Below are 25,823 nucleotides of genomic sequence, written 5' to 3'. Positions count from 1 at the left end.
TGGTTCTCGATGCGTAATTCGGTGCGTTATTCAATGCGTGGATCAAACCGGAGTAATCGATACCGCGTGCCGCGGCGTAGCGTTCGCCGGCAGGCACGCAGGCCCGACCGGGTCGAACGTCTTGTACGTCAGGATGAACTCCTGATGACCCAGCGATTCGGACTTCGACGCAGCGCCTGCCGCGACTTTTACGGTGACATCGAATACTTCGCGGCCTACTTCGTCGAGCGTTCCGCGGCCTTCGAGGATTCGGCCGGCATCTACGTCCATATCGCCGGAGAGATTGCGGTACGTTGCCGGGTTCGCACAGATCTTGATCACGGGCGAGATGGCCGAGCCGACCACCGAACCACGCCCGGTCGTGAACAGGATTACGTGCGCGCCGCATGCGATCAATTCGCCGATCTCGGCGTTGTCACTGATGTTCGGAAAACCGAAACGCGGTTCGCCGTCCGGCACGACATCGAGCAGATACAAGCCGCCGACCGGCGGGATATCGCCCGGTTTGATGATGCCGACAATGGGCGATGCACCGCTCTTCGCGTACGCGCCGAGCGACTTTTCTTCTTGCGTCGTGAGGCCGCCGTCCGCGTTGCCGACCGCAAACGAACCGTGTCCCAGGATCGAGTAATAGCGCGCGGCTTTATCCACGCAGGCGACGATCTCCTGCCCGAGTTCCGGCCGTGCCGCGCGGCTTTTCATATGGAATTCGCAGCCGACGAGTTCGCCGGTCTCTTCGAAGATGCAGGCGGCGCCGGCGTCGATGAATGCGTCGAATGCGCGACCTACCGCGGGGTTTGCCGTAATGCCGCTGGTGCCGTCGGAACCGCCGCAAATCGTGCCGACGATGAGTTCATCGAGCGCCATTGGCACTTTTGGCTGGGCGGCAAGCGTCGCACGCGTTTCGCGAATCCAGTCGAGGCCGTTCTGGATCGTGCTGCGGGTGCCGCCCTTCTCCTGAATTGTCAGGACCTCGGCGGGACGGCCGCTCGCGCGAACGGCATCGACGAGATAGTGCTTGTTCATGCTCTCGCATCCCAGCGATACAAACAGCACCGCGCCCACATTCGGATGTGTGGTCAACCGTTCCATCATTTTTTCGGCATAGCCATTCGGATAGCAGCCAGGAAAGCCGATCAGATGAACCGGTGGTTCCTGTTCGGTATTCGGGTCATCGAAGGCATCGAACGCGGGGCGAAACTGCGTGACGATCTCGCGCGCCACGTGATGCGCGCACTCCACGAGATAAGCAACCGCGATCACATTGCGAATACCCTTGCGGCCGTCGGCGCGCAAGAAACCCTGAAGCTGGGGAGCGGTGGTTGCTGTCATTGGCTTGGCTTTTCCCGGTGATCCACGAACGCGTGGCCGGCGTCGTGGGTAAAGGTCGGGATGTAGTCGCTCTCGAGATTGTGGGTGTGCAGGTGGTCGCCGGGCTGAACGTCCGAATTCACGTGGCCGATAATCGCGCCGTAACGGAGCACTTTTTGATCCGAGCGCAACGCGTGGCGCGCGACTTTGTGTCCAAGGTCGATGGTCTTTGCCAGCGTGACGACCTCCCCTTCAATCTCGACGCGCTCGCCCGCCTCCAGACGCGCACCTGCTATCAGGCAATTGTCTTGCGGGCTTTGAAGAATCAGACGTGGGTCGGTACGGTTGTGCGGGGTGTGCGGCACGCAGACTTCCTTGAATTCGTTTTCGATTGTGTCGCTAGCGCGGGTTTGTATCAGTACAATCGTTCATCAGTGAACGTATTATTCATATGCGGACAAGTCGAAGTCAAGCTAACTGCGCACCGAACCGGTCCGTGTTTTCCCTTAGCATCGTGCGTTTATCGTTTTCAACAAGGCCGACATGCAGGCAGAAGATCCCTCCGACGCCGACCGTTATCGCGCGCCTGCGCTGGATAAAGGGCTCGATATCCTCGAATTGCTCGCCGAGCAAAAAGATGGATTGACGCGCGCCGAGATCACGAAATCGCTCGGGCGCAACGCGAGCGAGATGTACCGGATGCTCGAACGGCTGGTCGCGCGGCAGTATGTGGTGCGCTCGCCGGCGGGCGACCGGTATTCGCTGAGCCTCAAGCTGTATGCGCTCGCGCATCGCCATCCGCCGATGAACCGCCTGATCACCGAAGCGCTGCCGGTCATGCAGCGTTTCGCTGATCGCGCCGAGCAATCGTGTCATCTCGCCACGTACGACCGGGGCAATCTTCTTGTAATCGCGCAGGTCGACGGGCCGGGCACGTGGGGTATTTCGGTGCGGCTTGGCGCGCGCATCGGGTTGATCGATACCGGTTCAGGGCGCGTGACGCTCGCGTTCCAAAGCGCCGAACAGCGCGCGCACATGCTTGCCGAACACACGCAGGTCAAGGGCGAGACAGCGCTGGACCCGGTCGCGCTCGAAAGCGCGTACGCGAGGATTCGCGCGGACGGCTTCCTCCATAAGGAAAGTCAGCAGACGTTCGGCGTCATGGATGTGAGTTTTCCGCTGCTCGGGCCTTCGGGTCAGGCCGTCGCGACGCTGACCTGCCCGTTTCTCAGGCGTATCGATGAATACGTCGCACCGTCACTTGACGACGTCAGCGCAATGCTCGGCGAAGCGGCCGCGGCGCTGTCGATGTATCGCGAGCCTGAGTTGAATTCGGTGGTTGAAGTCGATGGTTGAACTCGATGCCGTGCGCGATGCGCGGTATTCCAGCCCGGCTTGATAGAATGGCGCCCCTCTCAAAAAGCGGCTGGTCGTTTTCGTACGATCTTCCGCGTCTTCATTCAGCAAGGCCATGGCGAAACTTCTGTCCGATCCCGAATTCCAGCGCTTCTCCGAACTCCAGCAAAAACAGTCCAGCTTTACGATCACGAGCGAAGAAGCCGATGAACTGCGCGACATCGTTGCACGCGCGCAGAAAAAGCGTGACGACCGCGCAGCAGCGATGCAAAGCATCGAAACATTCATTGCGCAATTCGATATCAGCGCGGACGAGCTGTTCACCGCCGACCAGATCGCCGATGCCGCCCGCAACTTCGGCCTGATCCCTGCAGCGAAGAAAGAACGCGTCATGCCGCCGCAGTTGTCGTTCAACGGCAAGCCATATCAATGGACGAGCCGAGCGCTGCCCGACGACATCCGCGTACCCTTGTTCGAAGCGTTCACCTCGGGCGCATCGGTCAAGTCGTTTATTGCAACGCCCAAGGACACGAGCCGGTGCGCGGCTACCATCGCGCGTCTGGAGCGCGAAACCGGCAGCGTCTACGCCGACGCGTGGCTGGAAGAACTGGCGGTATCGCGTTCGCAAGTCGACGAAGCGCTCGCCAAGCTCGCGGCTTAAGCGTTAACGGTTCACGTCGGCGCCGAATCGGCGTCGGTCAGCCGCATGCGGAATCCCACCACGCCCGGATCATCCGTCGGCGTGATCTGAAAACCGCAGCGGCGCGCGAGCGCGATCATTCCGGTGTTTTCCCGCAGCGCCTCGCCGGCGAGCCACCGCGTTCCGCGCGACTTGCAATACGCGATGATCCGCGACAGCAGCAACATGCCCAGACGCCTGCCCTTCTGATCCGACCGCACCGCTACCGCGAACTCGGCGGTCTCGTTGTCCGGATCCGCTATTGCGCGAGCCACGCCCAGTGTCTGCATTGCTTCGTCCTCACCCGTCACTGCGATAAACGCCATCTCTCGGTCGTAATCGATCTGCGTCATGCGCGCGAGCTGCGAGTGATCGAAGCTTCGTACTGAGCTAAAGAAACGCAGGCGCAGGTCCTCGGGCGTCATTGCCGCGACAAAAGCGCTGTGGGCGGCTTCGTCGTCAGGACGGATTGGACGTATGGTGACCTGGAATCCGTTCCAGTCCAGCGTCTCCTCAAGCCGGCGCGGATACGGCTGGATGGCGAGCGGCGTGCGGTGCGCGGCCAGCGTCACGTGCGGCTCATAAACCACGACCGCCTGGCGTGTGACGCGTACTGTCAGGCGCAGAGCCACGATCTGCTCGATTTCACACACCGCATTCGATAAAGCCGTCAGCGCATTCAACAAGGTCTCGGCCGGCAATTCCCGCGCCCTTGGCGAGCGCATCACGAGGTCGCGGGCGAGCAAGGGATTCAGCGGCGGCAAGGCGAACTCGTGCAAGGAATCCGGCAAACCGAGCGCCCCGGCAGCCCTGAACTCGAATACCGGCCCGAATATGCGATGGTTGAGCAGACGTACATCGATTTCAATGGCGTCGTCGCTACGCGGCCCCGTTGGCCCCGCCTTCACCACAATTCCAAACTGACTCAAAACACGCGACGCACGCTCGCCATCCAGCTCGGCCACGCCAGTGCTCAACGCAGCCATCACCTGAGCCTGCGCGCTGTCGAGCGCCCCCACCGCCTGGGGTAGCGGCCCGTCGGGCGTTTGCATCAACAATTCACGGCCCTGGCGATAGTCAACCAGCCGGGCGAAACCCCGTGCGAGCCGCTGCGGTGTGGTGTGAACCGGAATGCCGTGCGCATGCAACGCGTCGCGCGTGGCTTCATCGACACAACCAAAAAAGCACGCCAGTAATCCGCGATACGCATGATCCTTCTGGGCGATCATCATGCGCGCGACCTCGGCAACCGGTGCTGCATGCGTCGGCGCATGGACCACAAACGCAGTCCCGGTCTCACGATGCGGCGCCAGCGCTTCGAGCGCCGCGCCGAAATCAGCGGCAATGGCGGCGTCGCCCAGTTGCAGCGGATTGCCGAGCCGCGCGCCCGGCAATGCTGCGGTGACGGACTTGCGGGCCGCGTCGGGCCAGAGTGCGAGTGCGTCGCCGGCGGTGGCGAATGCATCGGCTGCAAGCGCTGCTACGCCCCGGTCGCTCGTGATCACGGTTGCACGATCGCTCGCCGCCACACGGCCAACCCCGAGCGTCTCGATTTCGTCCAGGAGGTCGTCCAAAGAATCGACGCGTACCAGACCCGCACGCCGGAATGCAGCGCTGTATAACGCGTCGAACGGATCGTCGTGGCCGGTGCGTAGAACGAGCACAGGTTTATTGCGTGCGGCAGCGCGCGCCGCTGACATGAACTTGCGCGCCATTCGCACCGATTCAACGGCAAGCAGGACTGCACGCGTACGGGCGTCGCTTGCAAGAAAATCGAGGGTATCCCCGACATCGACATCTGCCTCATCGCCCAGCGCCACCACTCTAGAAAAGCCAAGACCGCGGGCGTTCGCCCAACCGAGCACGCCATTGGTCAGCGCATTCGACGCCGATACCCACGCTACCCCTCCAGCCGCAACCGGAGATGACGGCGCGCCCAGCACGGCGCCAGTGAGAGGCGTCATCACACCGAGGCTTGCCGGACCGACCACGCGCAACAAGAACGGCCGTGCCGCGGCAAGTGTCCGGTTTGTCCAGTTGCTGACCGTCTGGCCACGGGTTTCGCCCGACTGCCCAACGATTACGACTGCCCGCGTGCCCCGTTCGCCCAACTGCTGGACGATCGCCGGCCATGTTGAGGGTGGCGTGCACAACACTGCCACGGTGGGTGCATCGGGCAGATCCTCGATCCGGGCGTAGGCCACAGCGTCATCGATCTGACGATGCTTCGGGTTCACCGGCCAGATCCCACCCGCGAATCCCGCGCGACTGAGCCGCGACCACACCATTTCGCCGATACTGCCCGCGCGCAGCGACGCACCGATCACGGCGATCGATTTCGGATGGAATAGCGCGTCGAGATTGCGTACGGTCATGCAGCCTCCTGGAACGGGATGTATCCAGCATAGGCGATTCATGCCCCGCCAACTACTAGTCGAATGGCCTAGTCCCCTGCGTCTTATCCGCGGGTTCGCAGCTTTCCTGTTAGCCCATTATGAGAATTCCTGCTGCTTTAACCTTGGCCGAAAGGTCTATTGTTTCGCTCCCGGAATCAAGGTAATTTTATCGAACGCGGGACAAAGACCCTGGCTCGCAAACAACGGGGCGCATGTACCTGGCCAACAAGAACAACTGGGGAGACTGGCAGTCAGGAATCACTATGCGACACCTTCCATCGTTAATTGCGCTACGTTTTTTTGAAGAGACGGCGCGGCATTTGAGTTTCAACCGCGCAGCACGAGCGCTGTGCGTCACACAAGGAGCTGTAAGCCGGCAAATCCGGCTGCTGGAAGAATCGTTGGGCGTGAAGCTTTTCGAGCGCGACCACAAAGGGATCCGGCTGACGCCGGCAGGCGTGACATTGATGCCCTCAGTGACGGAAGCGTTTGATGTCATCGAGCGGGGAACACGGCATTTATCAGGTGCTGTGGAACGCAGGCGTCTCGTTGTGTCGTTGCCCCCCACGTTTGCAACGCAATGGTTTTCTTCGCGGCTGGGCGCGCTCGCGGAGCAACTGCCAGACGTGGATTTATCGATCCGGACGCAAGACAGCGGCGAATGTCATTGCAGCGTCCGGTTCGGCCGCGAACCCGCGCGCGAGTCAACCATAGAAGGCGGCTCGGAGCTTTTGCTGATGGAAAGACACGCACTCGTGGGCGCACCCGGATTGGCCGGCGTATCGGTCGAGCGCCTGCTTGATGAATTGCCCGCGCTGCATGTACTACACGAAGACGTGCGTTTGAAATTATGGCCAAACTGGTTGGCCAAAGCGGGGATGCCCGCGCGCTACGCGGATAACGGCATCGAGTTTTCGAATCTGCAACAAGCGATTCACGCGGCGCGGCGTGGTGTCGGACTCGCGGTTGTGGACCTGAACATGATTGATGACGAGCTGACCGAAGGCGCGCTCGTGAGAATGTCCGACGTGGAGATGGTCGGACCGTTTGGATATTGGCTCGATGTGCCGGAAACGCATCGTGAAACTGAAACGGTGAGTTCGTTCGCGGCCTGGTTGCGTTATGAGGCAAGTGAAGCGGAACGAATCAAATGAGCGCCTCGTTACCGGCCGGATTGCACTGATACCACTCGTGTGCTTCTGGCCGGAACGTTGAGTCACTTGAAAAGCCAGCTTCGTGTCAGCGCATGGCGCTTCCCGACGCCCCTGTTCCCGTGACGCCATTCGCCTGCATTTCACCCCAGGGCACACAATGCGATTGCACCGATAAATACCCTGGGTTATATGCCTTTGGATCTTTTTTTGGCAACGTGTAGCTGATCCTGCATTGCTCGACGGGGCCACTTCCCCACTTCACCGTAAGCGCGCCCTGATCTTCAAGACCGCGTGCAAAAACTCTGCTGTCCTGACCAACTACGCCCACCGTATTTCCTTGTTCGTTTTCCACGCTCGCTCCACATGGTAACGTTCCACCACCTAGTTTCGGCGCTTGAATCAGCGCCGCCCGACCACTCACCGTCTCGTACTTCATCATCACTATAGAGCCTGCACGGGGCGCCACCTGCGCGGATGTCGATTTAAATTCGACATCGGTGGACGTGCCTTTCGGATCGATATCGATCACGTTCATGCTGTAGGGCGACAGATACGGAATCACTGCATATCCACGTGAATCGACCGTCGTTCCCGGTGCGTTCGTCACGGTCGCGCCGGCAGCAGCAGGCGCATTCACAATGCCGAACGTATCGCCCACTGTTTGCGAAAATGTCACTCCGCCCGGGTGCGCCACGACCGATCCCTGCACGCCCGCCGATACCTGCCGCGTGCCGCCGCCACCGCTTGCGGATGCATTCACCGTAGCGTACGGCGCGCGATAGGTTGCGCTCACACCGGCGTTGCCATTGTTGGCAGAATTGCCACCGACGTTGTACGTGCCGTAGCCGTTGTAGGAGAACTGGTTCGTGGCGCCCAGCGATCCACTCACATTTGCCTGCATGTTCGTGGCGCCGTTCGAGTTGTACGAGGCGTTGGTAGTCAACATCGGCGCGTGCGCCGTATGCCCGAGCGGGATCGTCGTGCTCAGCAAGAATTCGTTCGATAACTCTCCGTCCATGGTCCGCGTGCGGCCGGCCGTCAGGCTATAGGTTCCGTATTTGAACGCGTTGGTGTAGCCCGCCTGAAACAAGGTATCAGTGCCGCCGCGATTCCAGTAATTCTGCGACGATCCGGTAACGAACATCGTGCCGTGATCGCCCAGCTTCTGGTTGACCGATACCTGCATGCGGTTGCGCTGTCTATAAATCGCATCGATATCGCCACCATGCTCCGAGATATCGCGAATGGACGCTGCATCGTTCAGGTTCAGATACCCTGCTGTCGAGAACCGGTAAGCCGCGACAGACACGTTCGTATTGGTCGCCCCGACAAACTTGCTGTAGCCCACGCGCAAGCTCGCGCCGTGCATCGACTGGGATTGCGGCACGCTGGTCATGGCGCCGGTGACGTCCATCGAAAACGCGCCGAAGCCGGTGTTCAATGCACCACCGAAGTTCAGCGCGCCATATCCGCTCGATGCAACCACGCCGCCGTAAGCCGTCACTGTGTTCGTCAGGCCATGTTGAAGCGTGAACTGGCCGAAAACGGGTTTTGTATCGATGGAATCGTTACGCAACTGGCCTGCCGTCGCGCTGAAACGGGTGACGCCGGGACGCAGCAATTGCGCCACCGATGCGAACGGTACGGTGAACTCCTTGCTGCGGCCATCGGCTTCGGTCACCGTCACGACCAGATCACCGCCGTAGCCGGTCGAATACAGATCATTGATCTCGAAGGGACCGGGCGCAACGTTTGTTTCTTCCAGCACCTGGCCGTTTTGGCGGATCGTCACGCGTGCATTCGATTCTGCGACACCGCGCACAACCGGCGCATAACCGCGCATTGAATCGGGAAGCATGCGGTCATCGGTGGCGAGTTGTGCGCCGCGAAACGACACGCTGTCGAAGATCTCGCCGCTTGTGCTGGCATCGCCGAGCGTCAGTTGCGCGCCGAGCGTTTCGACATCGCGTTGGGCGTAGGTCGCAATGTTGTCGAACTGTGTGGGCTGCCCCGTTCCTGACGATATCGACGATTGATGCCGAAGGTGCCATGCGCCCAGATTCACGCCGGCGTTGAGGCCGAGATAGCTTTGGGTTGAGCCGGGGCCCGAGCCGTCGGTCCGGAATGTGTTGGCGTTATAGCTCACGAATCCGCCGTTGACGCCCTGGTCCCATTGTTCGGGCGGCACGTAACCTCGTGCCGCGTTACGCATGACTGCCTGCGGCACGCTCAGTTCGAGTGTTTGCTGGGTAAAGTCGAAGTCGACCGTCGCGCCGGGCACCAGCGTGCCAATCTCTTCGCAGGTGTCGGTATCGGCTGCCGGGGTCGTTGCCGGTGCCTTCCGGCCGCCGGCCGCATCCGCCTTGGCCATATCGACGCCCGCGTGCTGCAACATCGCACGGGTGAAACACGGCTTGGCGCTGAATGGGCCACCCCTGGAAACAAAGCGGATGTCCTGGCGGCTCAGGCGCGCACCGTTCACGTACAGGTCAACCGAATAGGTTCCTGGTGAAACCGCGTTGCCGCGCGTGAACCGACTGGTATCGATCGGCGTTCCACCATCCTGCCGCAGGTAGGTGTTATCGAAGCTCACTTCAGCAACCGTGCCACTTTTGCTTTGATCCAATCCCGAGGCATCAGCCATTGCTTGCGGAATCGCGGCGCACGCCATCATTGAAAATGCGATTGCGGCAATCGGCTTCAGACGAAGCCGGATCGCATCCTGGCTTTGACGGGAGAAAGCATGTTGAGCAGCTTGTTTCATGGTTCGGCCTGCGTTGATTCGGTCTATTCAGTCGGTTCAGACGCGAGTTGACCCACCGGGCTGTTCGGACAGCCCGTTCGGCAAATGCGTAAAGTCTTTCTTGAGGAAGGCGTCGGCCAGTTACTGCCCGCGACGCCTTCAGTTACCCAGGGCGATGGCCGCCCCGATCAGGCGACGTCTTATGGCGCGAGAGGTGCGTCGAGCGACACGGCGCCGCCGAAATCGCTGATGGTTGAAAATTTGACACGGGCGTTGGCCGGCGCTGTTTTCATGTTCTTGATCGGGAACTGCGCGCTTCCATGCGGCTCGACCATGCCGCCTATGTCGTTGCTGAAGGTCTGACCGCCACCGACCACATTGATATTGCCGAACGACACGTAATAGGCCGTCGGATTGGTCGCCTTCACTTCATACCCTTTGTTATCGACGGCGGGTACGAGTTTCCACGTCACTTTTGCCGGTGCTTCATCGGCGGTTCCGGGCAAACCCTTCGGACGCGCAAATACCTTGATTCGAGTCCGGAACGCGAATTGAAGCGTGTTGACATCGGAATCCTTGGCAGTCTTCGGCGGTACGTCGAGCACGTTGAGCCAGAACACCGACTCGCGGTCCTGCGGCAATGCATCGCCCGTGTACATCATTCGTAGCGTCTGGGATTTTCCGGCGTCCATGCGAAAGATCGGCGGCGTCAACACGAAGGGCGCGCTTGCCTCGCCCGGCTTCGCCGCGGCATTGCCTTTGTCCATCCAGACCTGAACCAGCGAGGGTTCGCTGCGATCATTGGTCAGCTTGACCGTCATCTCACGATTCTCAAGGGGATACACCACGCGTGTTCCGCCCACTGTCACGCTTGCGCCCGCACTTCCGGCAACGAGGGCCGCGATCAAGCCCAAACCATATGCAATTTGCCTGAGGGACTTCATGATTGATGCATCTCCGTAAAAAACGTATCTCGAAAATTTAAAAAAAAACAGGCACCTGCACCTGCAGATGCCCGTTGGTACACCTTATTGGTAGTCGACGGTGTATTGAACCGACGTGCTTACCGGGCCAGCCTTTGCCGCACCCGTTGCGTAGTACTCTGCGAAGTACTTGAGGTCAGCGTTGCCCGAAACGATGGCCGCACCGTTGCCGGCCATGTCGTTGTTCTCGCCCGTCACCACGTTGATGGGCAGGTGCGACGCGTTCAGCAAGCGAACTTGCACGTTTTCAGCGCCGGCGGGGGCTTGGTTTGCCAGGTACCCCGTGGTTTGATCGACCGTCGGGCCATTTTCGAAACGAGCGACTGCCTTCGATTCTGTCGAGCAACCGCTCAATGAGAACGTCAGGTCGGTTGCGGAGGTCGTGCCGGCCGTCGAGCCCTTCGAAGCAAGCGTGCTGTTTGTTACGGTCGGCAATGTGACGTTCTTGTCGGCGGCGCCAGCAACTTTTGCGTCGATCGAACATGTCGTGTCAGTCACTGCACCGGTGAACGTGATGGTGCCGTCAGCAGCGCTCGCGCCGGTCGAAGCCAAAGCGATGGTCGCGATAGTTGCAGCAGCAGCGACAGTGGAGATGAATGATTTCATGATGTTTTTCCAAAAGAGAAATTAACGAGGTTTCGAACACTTGCGGCGCTTGAACTACGTGTCCCGTAGTGCCGTCCGCGCAGTGCGAGCCGCCTTTTTCATCGTCTGGATTCTGGTGAGAGGCGATGAACCGGTTCGTCTGCGAGTGAATGAATCTTAAAGCGCGATGCCTCGAATTACCCTCGGAACTCTCCGAAGAATTAGGACGAAACTAAGAATTCCTAATATCGAAATCGGGATGGTTTTTGGTTGATGCGATCGCGTTTTAAAATGCGGAAAGGCGTCCGCAAGCGGACGCCTTTTTTAAGGTGAGGTTTATCGGGAGCTGCTGCGCGAAGCCAACCTATCCGGCAGCACGCTTGGATCTCATGACGATCCGCTCGCGGCACGCAGAGTCAGGTTGCGTGTCTCAGGAGCCCAGGCGATCGATACGATCATGCCAACAAGCAGAACAGCGGCGAGAATCATCATGGTGTAGTGAAACCCGATCTGCGCGATGCCGACCGGTAGCAAGAACGTACCGATTGCCGAGCCAAGCCGGCTGCACGCAATGGCAAGTCCAACGCCTGACGCGCGTACTTCGGTTGGAAAGCATTCGGGGGGAAACACGCCAACCAGATTGCTGAATGCCGACATGGTCAATGTGAAAACAGCAAACGCAGCGATCATCGCAAGCGTTGCAGATGACGGCAGCAGGCTCATGGCCACCAGCATGGCGCAGGTCACGGCAAAGGATCCAATCAAAAAGTGCCGGCGGGGCAACTTGATGGTAAGCCAGATTCCGAGCACCGCACCTATGACCAGTACAGCGTTGAGCAACAGGTCCGCACCGAAACCACCACTCAGGCCGATCACTTTCAGGATGCCTGGCAAGAATGTGTAGATCGCAAAATACGGAATGACGAGACACACAAAGAATCCGCAGTTGAACAATGTCCTGCGAATCAGGTCAGGTTGAAATAGCCGTGCGTAACCGTGCTTTCCACCGCCAACATGACTGCTATCTTCAGCGTCGAGAATGACGTCGGGGCCGAAATGCTTGCGGACCACATCGTGCGCTTCCTTCACGCGCCCCTTTCCGAGCAGCCAGCGCGGAGACTCTGGCGTGCCAATGCGCAGCAGCAGGACGATGAATGCAGGAAGACTCGCCGATGCAAGCAGCCAGCGCCATGCATCCGGACTGGCTTCTCCATACGACATGCCGAGTACGTTCGCCACCACGTAACCGACCGTCCAGACAACGCTGAACGATCCGAGGAGCGCACCACGATGCTTGCGAGGCGAAAATTCTGCCAGGATGGCGTGACCGACCGTGAAGTCGCCGCCCATACCGAAGCCGATCAAAACCCGAAGCGCAAACAATTCCAGCGGCGATGTGGCGAAGAACTGAAGGAATGCGGCAATGGTAATGATGACAAAACTGGTGAGAAAAATGCGCTGGCGGCCAAGCCGATCAGACAGGCGCCCGAAGATCAGGCTGCCAAGGAAAATGCCGATCAACGCCGAGCTGCCGATTGCACCCATCCAGAACGAATCGAGCGGCATCTGCCGGTTCATCGAGGCCAGCGCGTATCCCACTGTGCCCAACGCGTAACCTTCGGTGAAATGCGCGCCGAAAGTCAGGCCCGCGATCTTCACATGGAAGCGGTTCAGCGGAATGTCATCGAGCAGCATGGGCTTCGAGGCCGAATTGTCGGGTGTGCGGATTGGCGCCATACCTGCATGTGGTCCGGGACCATTGGGGATGGCACTACTTGAGGTGTCCTGATGACTCACTGCGTCTCCTGTTTGTTCTTCACTTACTCGCGTTGCTGCCAGCTGTATGCGACAGCAACAACGCGGTTACAATCGATTAGCGACAATCAACGTTCGGTCGCCGCCAGGCCGCTGATCATCATGTATTTAAGTTCCATGTATTCGTCGAGTCCGTATCTGGAACCTTCGCGGCCCAGACCCGATTGCTTGACGCCACCGAACGGCGCCACTTCGGTGGATATGATTGCCTCATTGATGCCAACCATGCCCGTCTCGAGTGCTTCCGCGACACGCCATGCTCGGCCCAGATCGCGGGTATAGAAGTACGCGGCGAGTCCGAAGGGTGTGTCGTTGGCAAGCTTGATTGCCTCAGCCTCTGTTTCGAACTGGAAGCAGGCGGCGACCGGGCCGAACGTTTCTTCCTGCGCTATCGACATGCTTTGGTTCGCATGGGCCAGCACGGTTGGTTCGTAGAACGTGCCACCCAATAAATGGGCACGACCGCCCGTCATGACAGTTGCGCCTTTGGCCACGGCGTCCTGCACGTGATCATTGACCTTTTTCAACGCGGCATGGTTGATAAGCGGGCCTTGATCAACCTCTTGCTCGAGCGCGTTGCCTACGCGAAGCTTGCCGGCGGCAAGCGTCAGACGCCGCGTGAACTCGGCATAAACCCCCGCCTGAACAAAGAAGCGATTCACGCACACGCACGTCTGGCCGGTATTACGGAATTTCGATGCCATGGCGCCCTGCACGGCGGCGTCCAGATCTGCGTCGTTGAATACGATAAATGACGCGTTGCCGCCGAGTTCCAGGGAAAGCTTCTTCAGCGTGTGTGCGGATTGGGCTGCAAGACGTTTGCCGACCCGCGTCGAGCCAGTGAACGACAACTTGCGTACGACCGGCGACGCAGTCAACTCCGCCCCGATTGCCACAGCGTCGCCCGAGATGACATTGAACACGCCCGCCGGGATTCCTGCCTCTGCGGCGAGTACGGCCAGAGCCAAAGCGCTCAACGGCGTTTCCTCAGACGGCTTGAGGACCATCGTACAGCCCGCCGCCAGCGCAGGTCCGGCTTTGCGCGTGATCATTGCGAGGGGGAAGTTCCACGGCGTGATGGCCGCCACCACGCCGACCGGTTCCCGCGTGACGATGATCTTCGATCCAGCCTTCGAGCTCGGAATGACATCGCCATAACTGCGCTTCGCCTCTTCAGCGAACCACTCGAGGAAACTCGCTGCATACGCGACCTCCCCTTGTGCTTCCGCGAGCGGCTTTCCTTGCTCTCGCGTAAGCAATTCGGCGAGGGCATTGCGATGCTCGAGCATCAGCTCGCCCCAGCGCCGCACCCGAGCGCCGCGTTCCTTTGCGGTCAGCGCGCGCCAGGCTGGGAACGCGCCCTCCGCTGCCTGAATGGCTTGCTGCGTTTCACGCGCGCCCGCTTTCGAGACAACTGCGATCACGTCTGCCGTTGCGGGATTCAGGACCGAATAGGTCTCAGCGCTGCTCTGCCATACACCATCGATGTAGTGTTCTTTTCGAAGAAGATTCATGCCGCGTCCTTCATTGCCTGAACAAAAGCGCCCTGCGGCTCGCGTGCTTCACGCGCGACCCGGCGGCCGGCTGTGTAATCGTTGATGACATCACACGGGGTGTAGTTGCGCTCGAGTTCATAAAGCTCGTCCGCGTCGAGTTCCATGCCGAGCGCGTTAAGTGCGCTGTCGAACTGGGCCGGTGAATCTGCGCCGACCAGCATGCTCGCCACGCCATTGCGCTGCAGTACCCACGCCTGGGCAATTTGCGCGGCGCTCACGCCGCGTCTCCGGGCGACGCGCTCAACAGAGGCGGCGATCTCACGGGATGCCGCATCGCCGTACATCTGCGATGTAAAGAAGTCAGTCTGGTTACGCGTAGACGCGGTGTCGCACGTCAACAGCCCTCGCGCCAGCGGGCTGAATACGGATACACCCAGACCTTGGTCCGCGCAGTACGGCATCATCTCGCGCTCTTCCTCGCGGTATGCCAAGTTCAATTGCAATTGCATATTGATCGGCTTGTGCCAGCCATTTCGTTCGCAAACCTGAATGATTTTTGCAAGCTGCCACGTGTACATGGTCGACACACCGATATAACGCGCCTTGCCCGACCGGACGATATCGTCCAGCGCTGCCATGGTTTCTTCAACGGGCGTGGTAGTGTCGAAATAATGAAGCATATAGATGTCGACGTAATCCATGCCCAGCCGGCGCAGGGATGCGTCGATACCATCGAGCACGTGCTTGCGTGAATGACCGCCCGCATTTTGATATTCGCCCATGTCGTAGCCGACCTTGGTGGTGACCACGATTTCCTCACGCCGTGCAAGGCGTCCAAGGATTCGGCCAACCACTTCTTCTCCCACGCCCAACGAATAGAAATCAGCGAGATCAATGAAGTTCACGCCTGCGTCCAACGCGTGGCGAACAATGGGCTCGCTCTTTTGTTCGTCGAAAATCCACGGTTTCCATTGCGGCGTTCCCATGTTCATGGTGCCAAGACACAGGCGCGACACTTTCAGGCCGGACTGGCCCAGTCGAACGTATTCCATTATTCAATTCTCCGTAGAGCGCCGGCATGCGACACCCGTATGCGGTTTTTTAAAGGGCGGCTTGCGACGAACTCGGGGTATAGAAGGGATTCGACACTTCACGCGCCGCGGCGAATACGTCGCGCTTTAACGGCAGACCTTTCATGGCCGCCTTGATGGCGTTTTTAGTCGCGCGATAATTGTTGCGGAACACGGCATCCAGATCGTCAGCTGACGGATTGACCCAGTTCGCCGATACGACCACCCAGTCGTTTTCCGCTTCCGGCGGCAACGTGCCGTCTTCGAGCGATTCAGCGACGGCCTTTGCGATGCCCGCCTGCGAAGCGCCCCACGTCGCGTTCCCGTGGAACTCATTGGCAATCTGCGCCTTGTTCACGTACAGCGTCAGGGGCTTGGTAGGAACACCCGGCCGAGCGATGACGACAAACGGCGCGTGGCCCGCCGACGGCGTAGCGAGCGCGGTCGCGAATGCCTGTCCAGCAGGACCGCTGCGGGGTCCGACAAGCACATTGATATGGGCGAGATTGACGCCCGGCCCTTCAAAACCTTCGCCAATGTGAAGAGTGCGCTCGGATTGGGGTGTTGGCATGTTGGCTTCCGTTCAAGGAGTGGATCGATGAACAGATTGTGAGAGCCAGCGCCGCCGAGGAGGAATCGATGATTACTGCGCACCGGTATGAGCGGCGCTCAGATCGGTGAATTCCCTAGGGGGCGGCAGATGTTATCGATCAAAGGGCGCAATGGAGCCGTAGCGATCCAGGAACGCACGATGTTGGTGTTCATCTATGCCCGCTGGATGGACTTCCTTCGAGGCCGGGCGGCTGTCGAGTCGCGCTTTCGGACGGATCGGGCGAAACTGGAAGCCGCCGCCGCAGTTCGGGCATACGTTTTGAAGCCGTGACAGCGCGCACGATTCGCAGAAGGTACATTCAAAGCTGCATATCATGGCGTCACGGGCGTTTGGCGGGAGTGGCTTTTCGCAGCATTCACAGGTGGGGCGCAAGGCAAGCATGATGGATCTCCTTTTTTCTCATTTTAGATTCGGAGTTCCGCTTGCCTCGCCAATCTGCCCACGTTTCACGTCAGTGCTTATGTGAGCACGCCCCACATCACCAGCGTGAGCGCCAGGCCGACCACTGAGACGATCGTCTGAAGCACCGACCAGACGTACACCGTCTGTTTCAGCTGCAGACCGAAGTATTCGCGGATCATCCAGAAACCGGCGTCGTTCACGTGGCAGAAAAAGACCGACCCCGCGCCAATCGCCAGCGCCAGCAGCGAGTTGTGTGTCGCGCTCAGCCCTGCCACGACCGGGGCGATGATGCCCGCCGTCGTTGTGGTCGCGACCGTGGCCGAGCCGGTCGCCTGGCGCAGCGCAACGGCGATCAGCCATGCCAGCAGAATGAGCGGCATGTGCGAACCGATGGCAATCTTCCCGATCGTGGTGCTGATGCCTCCCAACACCAGCGTTTGCTTCAGGCCGCCACCGGCGCCGATCGTCAACAGCAGCGCGCAGATAGGCGGCAGGCTCTTGCGCAGGATGCCACTCACTTTGTCGCGCGGCATGCCACGCGTCCAGCCCAACGCGACGATTGCGAATAGAACGGTGAGTCCAAGAGCAATCAGCGGCTCACCGAGAAAATTGAGCGTATCGAATAGCAGCGTTTCGGGCTTGACCGCTAGTTTCGCTACGGTTCGGCCGAGCATCAACAATACGGGCAAAAGTATCGTCAAGAGCGAGATACCGAAGCTGGGGGCGTCGAGCGCACCGGCACCATCCATCTTCGATGCAAACAACTTGCCCATCTCCTCCGGTTCGTCGACGTGCATCCGGCGCGACAGCCATATTCCATACACGGGGCCTGCGAGGATCACAGCAGGAATTGCGATGATGAAACCAAGACCCATCGTAATTCCAAGATCCGCATGCAGTGCGCTCACCGCGATAAGCGGGCCCGGGTGCGGCGGCAGCAGCGCATGCAGCGTCGTCATGCCGGCCAGCGCCGGGATTGCGATCCGTAAGATCGGCTGTTTCGAGCGGCGCGCCATCACGAAGATGATCGGCACCATCATGACAAGGCCGACTTCAAAAAAGAGCGGCAAGCCGATCACGATTGCCACCAGCGCCATCAACCAGGGCAAGGACCGTGGCGTGGAGTGATCGAGAATGGTCGAGACCAGCCTGTCGGCAGCGCCTGACTCCGCCATTAATGCACCGAGCATCGCGCCGAGCGCGATGATGATCCCGACGTCGCCCAGCAGGCCGCCCGCGCCTTTACTAAAAGCGCTCGCGACGGCCTCAAGTGGCAAGCCTGCGGTAAAGCCAGCGACGAAAGTACCAACGAGTATCGATAAAAACGGCGCCAGTTTCAGCGCGCTAATAAGAACAATGATCGATGCCAATCCGAGCGCGCATGCGATGAGAAGACGCGTGTCGTGGTCGGACCACGCGGCGAAAGTCGAAGTCAGATGCACTGAAATGCCTTTGGCTGATTGAAAGAAGAGGCTAGCGTACCCGCGGCTGTTCGCCGCCGCTTAGTGGCGGCGATTTTACGAGTGCTTGCTTACGGGATGCTTGGAGCGGCATCGTGGAACGGTAGCGGGGTTGTGAATAGACCACCGGTAGTTCTAGCCGTATTTTTTTGATCACTATATTTGAGCATCGACATCTACATGACTACACAGCAAGCTCTTTCTTTTTCGCGTCAAGCACATGCGCGATGGGTACCACCCAAACGGAAACGAGCCTCTCATCCTGTGAGCGCCGTTCATGTTTGTCTTGCTCTAAGTCATAGTCGGCCGGACTTTATGCGCATAAAGCAACGTGCGGTCTGCGCAGGCCAGTAAGCTGCTGATGCAAAGGCTCGCCACTCAGTCGCAAAAATTAGACTCCAGCACGGGCCGCGATAGTACTGTCCACGCCATCGAACCTTGACGCATAAGTCGCAAGTCGACTTTATGCGCATAAACTCCGCCGATTTCTTGACCGAACGGCCAACCACCTACGTTATCGCTAGAATTTGTTAGCTTCTAATGTAAAATTCAAAAAGCTAAATTTGGGAGCAAAACGTGGCAGCTGAAATCATTGCGATCACGCAACAGAAGGGTGGAGTGGGTAAGAGCACGATCGCAATGCACTTAGGCGCTGCGTTTCACGAAAAGGGGAAACGGGTGCTCGTCGTAGACGCTGACGGCCAAAATACCCTAGTGCATTGGGCCAGCGCCGCGTCGGACGAGGCGAGTGGCATTCCGTTTCCCATCGTGAATCTTTCCGAGGCAGGCGCTCAGATCCATCGCGAGATCAAGAAGTTCGTGAATGATTACGACATCATCGTGGTTGACTGTCCGCCATCCATCACCGAGAAGGTTTCTGGTGTGGTGCTTCTCGCCGCAACCGTTGCCATAGTTCCGACGTCCTCATCCCCTGCTGATTATTGGTCAAGCGTAGGTCTGGTCAAGCTCATCCAGCAAGCGCAGGTCATGAACGAAGACCTGCATGCGGTGTTTCTCCTTAACAAGACCGAGGAGAAGCGGATGTTGACTCGAGAACTGAAGCGGGCGCTCGAAGAATTGGGCTTCCCCTTGCTCAAGACGCAGATCCCAACACGGGAGTGCTACAAGCAGGCAATGGCTTTGGGTCAGACCGTGCTCCAGATGAGCGACAGAGGTTCACGCCTTGCCGCGGCCGAAATACGTGCGTGTGCAGACGAAGTTCTCGCCATGCTTCCCTGACTTTATGCGCATAAAGGACCCCGAATGAAACCGAATCCGTTTGCCAAAGGCTTCAAGGCCCGGCCCGACACAACGAGCAGCGAGAAGCGCACGGCGCTCGATCGCATTAACGCGATCGACGAAATCGTTAATCAAGAGGCTGGCAACGACAAGCAAGTGACCGGCAGGTCCAGCGGATACACTGAAGCCGAATACGAAGGTGACACACAGAATCCGGAATCGGATGCGTTCAAAAACTGGCGCCGCAAGAATCGTTACGTTCAGGGTCAAGTGATCGAGTTGCCGTTGAAAGCAATCAAACCGAGCCCATTTAATCCTCGCCACTTTTACCTGAAAGCGTCGATCGCCGAACTGGCCGTCAACCTGGCCAAGCAAGGTCAGCAGCAGGCCATTCACGTGATACCCGACCATGATAATCCCGGCACTTTCTTTGTAAGCGATGGAGGGCGGCGAGTTCGTGCTCTTAAAGAAGCCAATAAGGAAACAGTGAAGGCGATTGTCATCGACCTCCCGATCGGGATCGAAAGCTATAAGCTTGGTTATGATCTGAACGTACAGCGCGACTCCCAGACAGTCTTCGACAACGCTGTCGTCTGGAAGCGTTTCCTTGAAGAAAACTACTTTCAAAGTCAGCGGGAACTCGCCGATCATCTAGGTCTGGACGAATCGACCATCGCGGTCGCGCTGGCTATCGCGAAGCTACCCGAAAATGTGATGCACGAGATGGTTGCCCGGCCAGACCGGTTCGGCTCGAACATGGCGTATCAGGTCTCGCGGTTCCACAGTGCACGAGGCGCGGATGCGACGCTGCGCCTGATCAACAAGATTGCGTCCGACGATCTGAGTACCCGACAAGTCGCGGACATCGTGAAGGGACGCGCAAGCGCGCAAGAGACACCGAAGCCAACCGGTCGCCAACGCTATGCTCAGCGACTGGAAATCAAACTGGAGGGAATTGCCGTGGGCGATCTTAAAACCTACGGCGATGACCGACTTGAGTTGCGATTGCGTGGCCTGTCGAAGGATAAGCGCGACGCGCTGCTGCAGCAGATAGAAATGATGCTGCAGACAGAATCTGGTAACCCGTAGTCCCGTAGCGACTCATCCACCACGGCGCCAGACACGAAAGTCTTGCGCCGTACAACCGCCGTTTTAGTCTACGCTGCGCGGTTCTGATTCAGTGTGAACGCGAGCAGATCCCCATCGGTCGGCTCTCCCCAAGTCTTGCGTGCGAGCCAATCGAAAAAGGACGTTTCCCCCATCTTCGAGTCGAGTCCGCGCTTACGCCAGTCGTCGCGCATGTGACCGCCGAGCTCCGGAAGTACATCTTCCTCGAAAGTCTGGCGCGCCAGTTCACGTTCCGACTCACCTTGCTCCTCGTACAGCGCGCGAGCTTCCTTCCGACGATAAACCGAAAACTCGCTAAGCAGGCGCGCCTTGAGATCGTCTGCCGGCGCGCCGTTGGTTTTCGCGGGGGTCGTTGCCGCAGGCAACGCCTCGAGTTGGGGCGCGTAACCCTTTTTCAAAGCATCTTTGAATAGCGCCGCCGCGCTTCTTACCGGGGGCAACGAGGTACTCCGCATCCGTTGCTCGGTCATTTGCAATGCCGCCCGAATCCGGTTTTCCTCGCTGTCCGCGTAGAGCGTTTGAGCATCTTTCAGGGGTATGCCGATCTTGACCATCCGATCAACCAGCGTACTGTCAAAGACATTCGGGTGTTCATCGAGTGCAAGCATGGGTTGCTTGCGCTCAGTTACGCGGAACTGGATCTCCGCGACTCGTCGTCCTTCCCTATGTTCGATCAACTCGACGAAAATATTTGTCACCGCGTTGACTTCGGCAATGGCCGGCCGGAGATAGTCGCGCTTGAAATATTTGTATTCGCGCTTCGCTTCGTCGCCGGCTTCGGTATCGGGTGTGCCCGACAAGATCGGCCGCCACCATTCCCACGTCTCACGCATGGTGAGATGACTCGGATTCGTCAGATATCGGACGCAGATTTCGTAGAGAGCCAGGCCGGCGCTGCTTCGCAACTGACTCTGAAACTGCAGACTCAGGCGAGCGTATTGCACCGGATCCAGCAGCTTTTTCTTGATCTTCGGTGCGAAGGAAAATTCAACCCACACGCGCCTGGTCGCGGGATCCTCAAGAATTTCCGCGTCCGCGATCAACGTCGATATCCCCCATTTCCGGCCTGGCTTCTGGCTGGAGGTGCCCGTGCTCCACTCGACCTGAACCGACACCATCCGGCGCAGGTGCTCTTTGACCAAAGCGGTATCGTTGGAATCGAACGCTGAATTTGCGACGATATCCGACAGCAACGCCCGATAGGTATCACCAGATTCGTCGGCCTGCTGTGCGACTGCCAGCAAGACGTTGAACAACTTGCGAGTCAACAGGGTGATCTTTCCGCTCTTGGGCTGAATCGCAATAGCCTCAACGGCTTTTCGCAGCTCCGCCGAACTCGGGCTCACCACGTCAGTCTTCTTCGCGCGTTTGGTTGCCATGCTTGGTGTCAGGGAGAATTTTGGGAAAGGATACCGGCGACGGTGACGCTCGTCTACAGGCACAAACTCACCCTTGAGCGGTGATCAGCAACTTGCGCACTGAACTCACTGAGGTGCGCTCCCGAAAGTTCTCACCCTCACCGTTCGTCGTCCGCCTTGCGTATCCCCGCGCCACGCGGGTAAACGGTTTGACGCATTCTTTTGCTTATATTTTGGCGCCCGAACTACGATCCCGTATTACCTCACCCAAAAAAAATTTTCGATTCCGCATGTCTTCCGCCAAAACTGCTTATCGTCGAAAAGGGGCTTTCTCCGTGCAGAGGCTGCCAAATTCTCATTGAATACCACTTACGAATGCTGTTTCTCTTGATTCCTGACGATTGCGCTCCTGAAAACACTCACCGTTACCTCGCTTTGAAGCCTCATTCTGCTTTAAACACCGAGTGATGTGCCCATCCGCGTGAACCATCACTGCTCCCGAATTCCCTCACCTTCGTCCCCACGATGACACCCGGGCCTGAAATAGACGATGGGGCACCTCCCGTAAAGCCTCACCTTTGCGGCACATCCAAGCGATTTCGAGGTCCAGCCGTGTGCCAAATCCGCCGGACACGCCCGATTACGACGATCCAAGACCCCGCAAAAGCTCACCTTAGCCAAGGATCTAAGGTCTGTGGCGCCGACTTCTACTCAAATCGCAGCCTCCCGAAAAGTCTCACCCTAAGCACGAGATGCTGTCGGCATCTGCCTTATATTCTTATTACTATCAACATGTTAGGTGATGAAGTCAGGGTTTTCAGATGACGAGCGGTGGTTTAAAAACGTCGAGGTGCAAGAGGGGCTCCCGAATACGCTCACCGATGGATCACTACTGGGTACTCGCTGGCATAGCAAATGACGGTTGATGCCTCCCGAAAAAGCTCACCTTTACCGCCGCTAGCTGAAATACCCCTTAAAACCGAGAATATTAGGCCTTTAAGGTTGAAACTTCACTCCCGAACCCTCCCGTAACTCCTCACCTTAAGCCGCAAACATCGCAGGCGATCATGCAAGCATTCGGTCTTGGCGCCTGTAAAACCTCACCCTCGAGTGACGTTGGCCCCCGTGAACCCTCACCATTAGGTAATAATGACCGATTATAACTAGATTTTTTGCGTTTTCTTAGCCCCCGCAAACACTCACTTAACAAATTGATGTCGCAGATGCTCCTTGTCTACTGGGCGGGCTTGTTCACTACGGGGTCTCCCGAATAATCTCACCTGTCAAAACGGCACGACTCCCGAATCCGCTCACGGATGCTCCCGTGATGACTCACTGTCGTTCCTGAACCCCATCACCTCCAGCCCCCGTCAGCGCTCACCTTCTATCCCGCAGACACTCACCTTTGCGTCCGGAAAGCCTTACTCCATAAGGGTTTGCCGTGGCGTTAACGTTTTTAACTAGGGTTCAAAGGTGTTTACTTCTAATACTCTCAAGACAGGGAGATTCTAGATAGAGAACCGTTACACCCCTTCGACTCGTGAAACATCGTCGAAGCAGTCACGGCTTAAACAAACTGCTAGTAATCAACAAGTTAAGCTATTAAGCTCTACATGTTTCACGGAAACCACTGCCGCCGGAAGGTGATTTTGGCGTAACGGAGCACGAGCGCGTGCAAAGCCTGCTTAGTTCTCAGCTTTCTTTGGAATCGTAGTGATCGCTACGTAATGTATTATGTATCGAACGAAATAAGTGCCGGGAGGGTTTATGAATGATGAAGAGCGCCTCGATCTGCGTACTGAGCTTGCTGACTTAAAAGCGAATGGCGCACGAAGGCAAGACCTTTCGCAACATGCATGCAAGCGGCTCTTCTTCGATTTCGGCATCCGGCCATCCATGGCTACCGTAAGGGACCTAACTCAGACCGGAAGCGCAAGCGACATCCCGAAGGATATCGATGCGTTCTGGACCCGAATCAGGTCGGCGTCCCGAATTCGCATCGATGGTGGCGCGATTCCCGATGCTTTGCAGGAGCGCGCAGGCGAACTCCTTGGGCAACTGTTTCAGGAAGCAAGGCATTTAGCGAGTCAATCGCTCGAGATAGAACGTAATGCAGCAAAGAGCGACGCGGACACCGCATTGAGTCGTCTTCACGATTTCGAAGTACGGTTCGCTACCGTCAATGAAGCGCTCCTACGAAGCGAAGCGCGGGCGGACGCGGCGTTGGCACACAATTCTGCATTGGAAGCAGAAATGCATGCGCTCCGTGACCGGGATTTAAACGCTCAGGGCGGTCTCCACGCGTTAATCCAGCGTCTGGAGGGTGAAAACGATGCCCTGACCAAACGTCTCGATGCCCAACAACTGACAAACGCCACGTTACGTGATCGACTGGATACCTTGAATTACGAATTGCGGCAGAACACGGAGCACTATGCGCAGCAGATCAAGGACGCGGTGAGTGAGGCTGAGCGGCGCGTCAAACCGATGCTGGTTGAACTCGATTCGCTTCGCGGCATGGCCGCGACGTACCAGACGAGTGTGCGCCAGGCCAGTCAGAAAGAATTTGATTTCATCCAGCAACTCAGCACTGCGAAAGCGCGCGCCGACCGACTTGAGCTGCAACTGCGCGAGAAATCCGACGAAATCGATGAACTCTCCTCCGAGCGCGACACCCTTCGCGCGCAAAGCGGAATCAGTAGAAGTGCAGCCCGGCTCATTTGCTCGTTGGTCGAAGAAGGACGGTTATTGAACAAGGAAATTTTGGCGCTCGGCACCGAAGTCGACGCGTTTATCGTGCTGCCGTCGCGTTGTCCAACATGCATGGCTGGTGAGCCCGAACTTGCTCAGCACGGAAACGAGTTCGAGCTTTCGTGCCCTGAGTGTGAGCGATCGTCGGGTGCCACGGCGTCACGGATTATGGCTGTCGCATGTTTCAAGACCGCAGAAATGCTCGATGCGAGCCAGCAAGTCGAAAGGTGAGGTTATTCGGGACCTGATTTTCCGGCGGATCGTTCGTCCGCAAGCGAAGCGTCATGCTTTGCATGGGCCAAATCACGCTCCCGTATTTCCTCACCTCTCCAGCGTTCCCACGCCCGATGCAGCCTGTGCGCTGAGATGTCTTGCTGAAATCCCAGCCACTGTCCGACCTGCTCGGGCACCGTTCCGCTTTCAAACCGGTCCGCGGCAAACGTGTTGCGCAAGGTCTGGGGACTGGCGCGAGCTACCCGGGAATCTGCAATACCGGCGGCCAGCGTGACCGCATCGATAGAGCGCAGCATCGTGGCCTTGTGCATGATCCGCCCCGACGCGGTAGACGGAAATAACAGGTCGCCTGGCAATCCGGCGGTTTTTCGTTCGCTGATCCACTGATCAAGCAACGCGACGGCGAAAGGCGCGAGCCGGGTTTGTCGTATGAGCGCGGAATTTGAGGCTTCGATTGTGAGCCATGGCTGATTCCAGTCAAAGCTACTAACGGTCAGCGCGGCCGCCTCTCCCGTTTTCACTCCCCCTCCAAGAAATACGCCGACGAGTGCACGGTCCCTGCTTTCACGCCAGCGTTGACCGGCCGATAAATCACCAATCGGCGAGAAAAGGTAGGCGACCAGCGCCGCGCGCTCGTTGTGCGATAGAAAACCGGTTGGCTCGTTCTCCCGTGCATCCCGCCAGGGTGCTTCGCCATCTTGTGCAATAAACCGAGCAGGATTCGTGGACGCGAGTTCTATCTGACGAACATGGTCCAGCACGCGCTCGATGAGCCGTAGATAGCGTACGCGCTGTGGTTTCCGGATATCCAGTTGGGTTACAAACTGTTCGATGGCGGGCCGGTCCACGGTCTTGAGATTGACGCGTTTGACGTCCAGCCATTCAAGAAACAGGCCCCATTGCGCGCGGTAGACGTTCGCTGACGATGCCTTGAATGCCTGACCTGCCATCCACGCATCGAACGCACTTACCGGATCGGCGTACCAACTCGCGCGCTCTCGCTCGAAAATGTCGTCGGTCCTGGCGTTCAGGGGCATCAGGAATGATCCT

General features: G+C 58.4%; 19 protein-coding genes and 2 pseudogenes. 7 read left to right on the top strand and 14 right to left on the bottom strand.

What is annotated here, in order from left to right; genetic code table 11:
- Positions 1-42: 42 nt before the first annotated feature.
- Together AX768_RS29315 and AX768_RS29310 are read right to left on the bottom strand one after the other, a co-directional pair.
- Entirely contained in the window at positions 43-1,332 is a 1,290-nt protein-coding gene (locus AX768_RS29315; RefSeq protein WP_062003522.1) for a UxaA family hydrolase, read from the bottom strand.
- Positions 1,329-1,676: a UxaA family hydrolase gene (locus tag AX768_RS29310; RefSeq protein WP_062003521.1), complete on the bottom strand. Its 348-nt coding sequence runs from the start codon at positions 1,674-1,676 to the stop codon at positions 1,329-1,331. Before AX768_RS29310 ends, AX768_RS29315 begins: the two co-directional genes overlap by 4 nt.
- Positions 1,677-1,854: 178 nt before the next feature.
- On the opposite strand from AX768_RS29310, the gene AX768_RS29305 reads away from it, so the two are divergent.
- Together AX768_RS29305 and AX768_RS29300 are read left to right on the top strand one after the other, a co-directional pair.
- Complete coding sequence (locus tag AX768_RS29305) at positions 1,855-2,667, top strand: IclR family transcriptional regulator (RefSeq protein WP_062003520.1); 813 nt, start codon at positions 1,855-1,857, stop codon at positions 2,665-2,667.
- A 115-nt stretch (positions 2,668-2,782) separates the two neighbouring features.
- Complete coding sequence (locus AX768_RS29300; protein ID WP_062003519.1) at positions 2,783-3,328, top strand: hypothetical protein; 546 nt, start codon at positions 2,783-2,785, stop codon at positions 3,326-3,328.
- An 11-nt stretch (positions 3,329-3,339) separates the two neighbouring features.
- Here the strand turns inward: AX768_RS29300 and AX768_RS29295 are convergent, their stop codons facing one another.
- The gene (locus tag AX768_RS29295) at positions 3,340-5,721 is read right to left on the bottom strand and encodes a GNAT family N-acetyltransferase (protein WP_062003518.1); all 2,382 of its coding nucleotides are present in this window, start codon (positions 5,719-5,721) and stop codon (positions 3,340-3,342) included.
- A gap of 284 nt (positions 5,722-6,005) precedes the next feature.
- Here AX768_RS29295 and AX768_RS29290 point away from each other — a divergent pair, with 284 nt between their 5' ends.
- The gene (locus AX768_RS29290) at positions 6,006-6,896 is read left to right on the top strand and encodes a LysR family transcriptional regulator (protein WP_062003517.1); all 891 of its coding nucleotides are present in this window, start codon (positions 6,006-6,008) and stop codon (positions 6,894-6,896) included.
- Positions 6,897-6,981: 85 nt separating this feature from the next.
- Here AX768_RS29290 and AX768_RS29285 read toward each other — a convergent pair whose 3' ends face one another.
- The 9 genes from AX768_RS29285 to AX768_RS29245 form a co-directional block, all read right to left on the bottom strand.
- On the bottom strand, positions 6,982-9,660 hold the full coding sequence (locus tag AX768_RS29285) for a fimbria/pilus outer membrane usher protein (protein WP_062003516.1): 2,679 nt from the start codon (positions 9,658-9,660) through the stop codon (positions 6,982-6,984).
- Positions 9,661-9,839: 179 nt separating this feature from the next.
- Positions 9,840-10,583: a fimbrial biogenesis chaperone gene (locus AX768_RS29280; RefSeq protein ID WP_062003515.1), complete on the bottom strand. Its 744-nt coding sequence runs from the start codon at positions 10,581-10,583 to the stop codon at positions 9,840-9,842.
- An 84-nt stretch (positions 10,584-10,667) separates the two neighbouring features.
- Positions 10,668-11,228 (bottom strand): fimbrial protein, encoded by a 561-nt coding sequence (locus AX768_RS29275; protein WP_062003514.1) that lies wholly within the window; start codon positions 11,226-11,228, stop codon positions 10,668-10,670.
- A gap of 366 nt (positions 11,229-11,594) precedes the next feature.
- Complete coding sequence (locus tag AX768_RS29270) at positions 11,595-12,944, bottom strand: MFS transporter (RefSeq protein WP_155524357.1); 1,350 nt, start codon at positions 12,942-12,944, stop codon at positions 11,595-11,597.
- A gap of 146 nt (positions 12,945-13,090) precedes the next feature.
- Positions 13,091-14,536 carry an NAD-dependent succinate-semialdehyde dehydrogenase gene (locus AX768_RS29265; RefSeq protein ID WP_062003512.1) on the bottom strand — a complete coding sequence of 482 codons (1,446 nt, stop codon included), beginning with the start codon at positions 14,534-14,536 and terminating at the stop codon, positions 13,091-13,093.
- Complete coding sequence (locus AX768_RS29260) at positions 14,533-15,570, bottom strand: aldo/keto reductase (RefSeq protein ID WP_062003511.1); 1,038 nt, start codon at positions 15,568-15,570, stop codon at positions 14,533-14,535. Before AX768_RS29260 ends, AX768_RS29265 begins: the two co-directional genes overlap by 4 nt.
- Positions 15,571-15,619: 49 nt before the next feature.
- Complete coding sequence (fae, locus tag AX768_RS29255; protein WP_062003510.1) at positions 15,620-16,159, bottom strand: formaldehyde-activating enzyme; 540 nt, start codon at positions 16,157-16,159, stop codon at positions 15,620-15,622.
- Positions 16,160-16,291: 132 nt separating this feature from the next.
- Positions 16,292-16,582, bottom strand: a complete 291-nt coding sequence (locus AX768_RS32260) for a DUF1272 domain-containing protein (protein ID WP_082779127.1) — start codon at positions 16,580-16,582, stop codon at positions 16,292-16,294.
- 77 nt (positions 16,583-16,659) lie between these two features.
- Positions 16,660-18,045: a GntT/GntP/DsdX family permease gene (locus tag AX768_RS29245; RefSeq protein ID WP_062003508.1), complete on the bottom strand. Its 1,386-nt coding sequence runs from the start codon at positions 18,043-18,045 to the stop codon at positions 16,660-16,662.
- A 594-nt stretch (positions 18,046-18,639) separates the two neighbouring features.
- On the opposite strand from AX768_RS29245, the gene parA reads away from it, so the two are divergent.
- From parA to AX768_RS29235, 3 genes and pseudogenes are all read left to right on the top strand, one after another.
- Positions 18,640-19,302 carry a ParA family partition ATPase gene (parA, locus tag AX768_RS29240; protein WP_062003507.1) on the top strand — a complete coding sequence of 221 codons (663 nt, stop codon included), beginning with the start codon at positions 18,640-18,642 and terminating at the stop codon, positions 19,300-19,302.
- A gap of 24 nt (positions 19,303-19,326) precedes the next feature.
- Positions 19,327-19,444, top strand: a pseudogene (locus tag AX768_RS34560) (ParB/RepB/Spo0J family partition protein); the annotation flags it as partial.
- 95 nt (positions 19,445-19,539) lie between these two features.
- Positions 19,540-20,391, top strand: a pseudogene (locus AX768_RS29235) (ParB/RepB/Spo0J family partition protein); the annotation flags it as partial.
- A 68-nt stretch (positions 20,392-20,459) separates the two neighbouring features.
- Here AX768_RS29235 and AX768_RS29230 read toward each other — a convergent pair.
- Positions 20,460-21,809 (bottom strand): replication initiation protein, encoded by a 1,350-nt coding sequence (locus AX768_RS29230; RefSeq protein WP_062003505.1) that lies wholly within the window; start codon positions 21,807-21,809, stop codon positions 20,460-20,462.
- Positions 21,810-23,555: 1,746 nt separating this feature from the next.
- Between AX768_RS29230 and AX768_RS29225 the strand changes: the two genes are divergently transcribed.
- Positions 23,556-24,770, top strand: a complete 1,215-nt coding sequence (locus tag AX768_RS29225; protein ID WP_062003504.1) for a DNA-binding protein — start codon at positions 23,556-23,558, stop codon at positions 24,768-24,770.
- A 2-nt stretch (positions 24,771-24,772) separates the two neighbouring features.
- Here the strand turns inward: AX768_RS29225 and AX768_RS29220 are convergent, their stop codons facing one another.
- The gene (locus AX768_RS29220; RefSeq protein ID WP_062003503.1) at positions 24,773-25,810 is read right to left on the bottom strand and encodes a tyrosine-type recombinase/integrase; all 1,038 of its coding nucleotides are present in this window, start codon (positions 25,808-25,810) and stop codon (positions 24,773-24,775) included.
- Positions 25,811-25,823: the final 13 nt, after the last annotated feature.

The organism is Burkholderia sp. PAMC 28687 (assembly GCF_001577465.1).
Lineage (GTDB): Bacteria > Pseudomonadota > Gammaproteobacteria > Burkholderiales > Burkholderiaceae > Caballeronia.
Note: the sequence above shows the minus strand (reverse complement) of the source record. Positions and strands in the feature narration are given on the sequence as shown.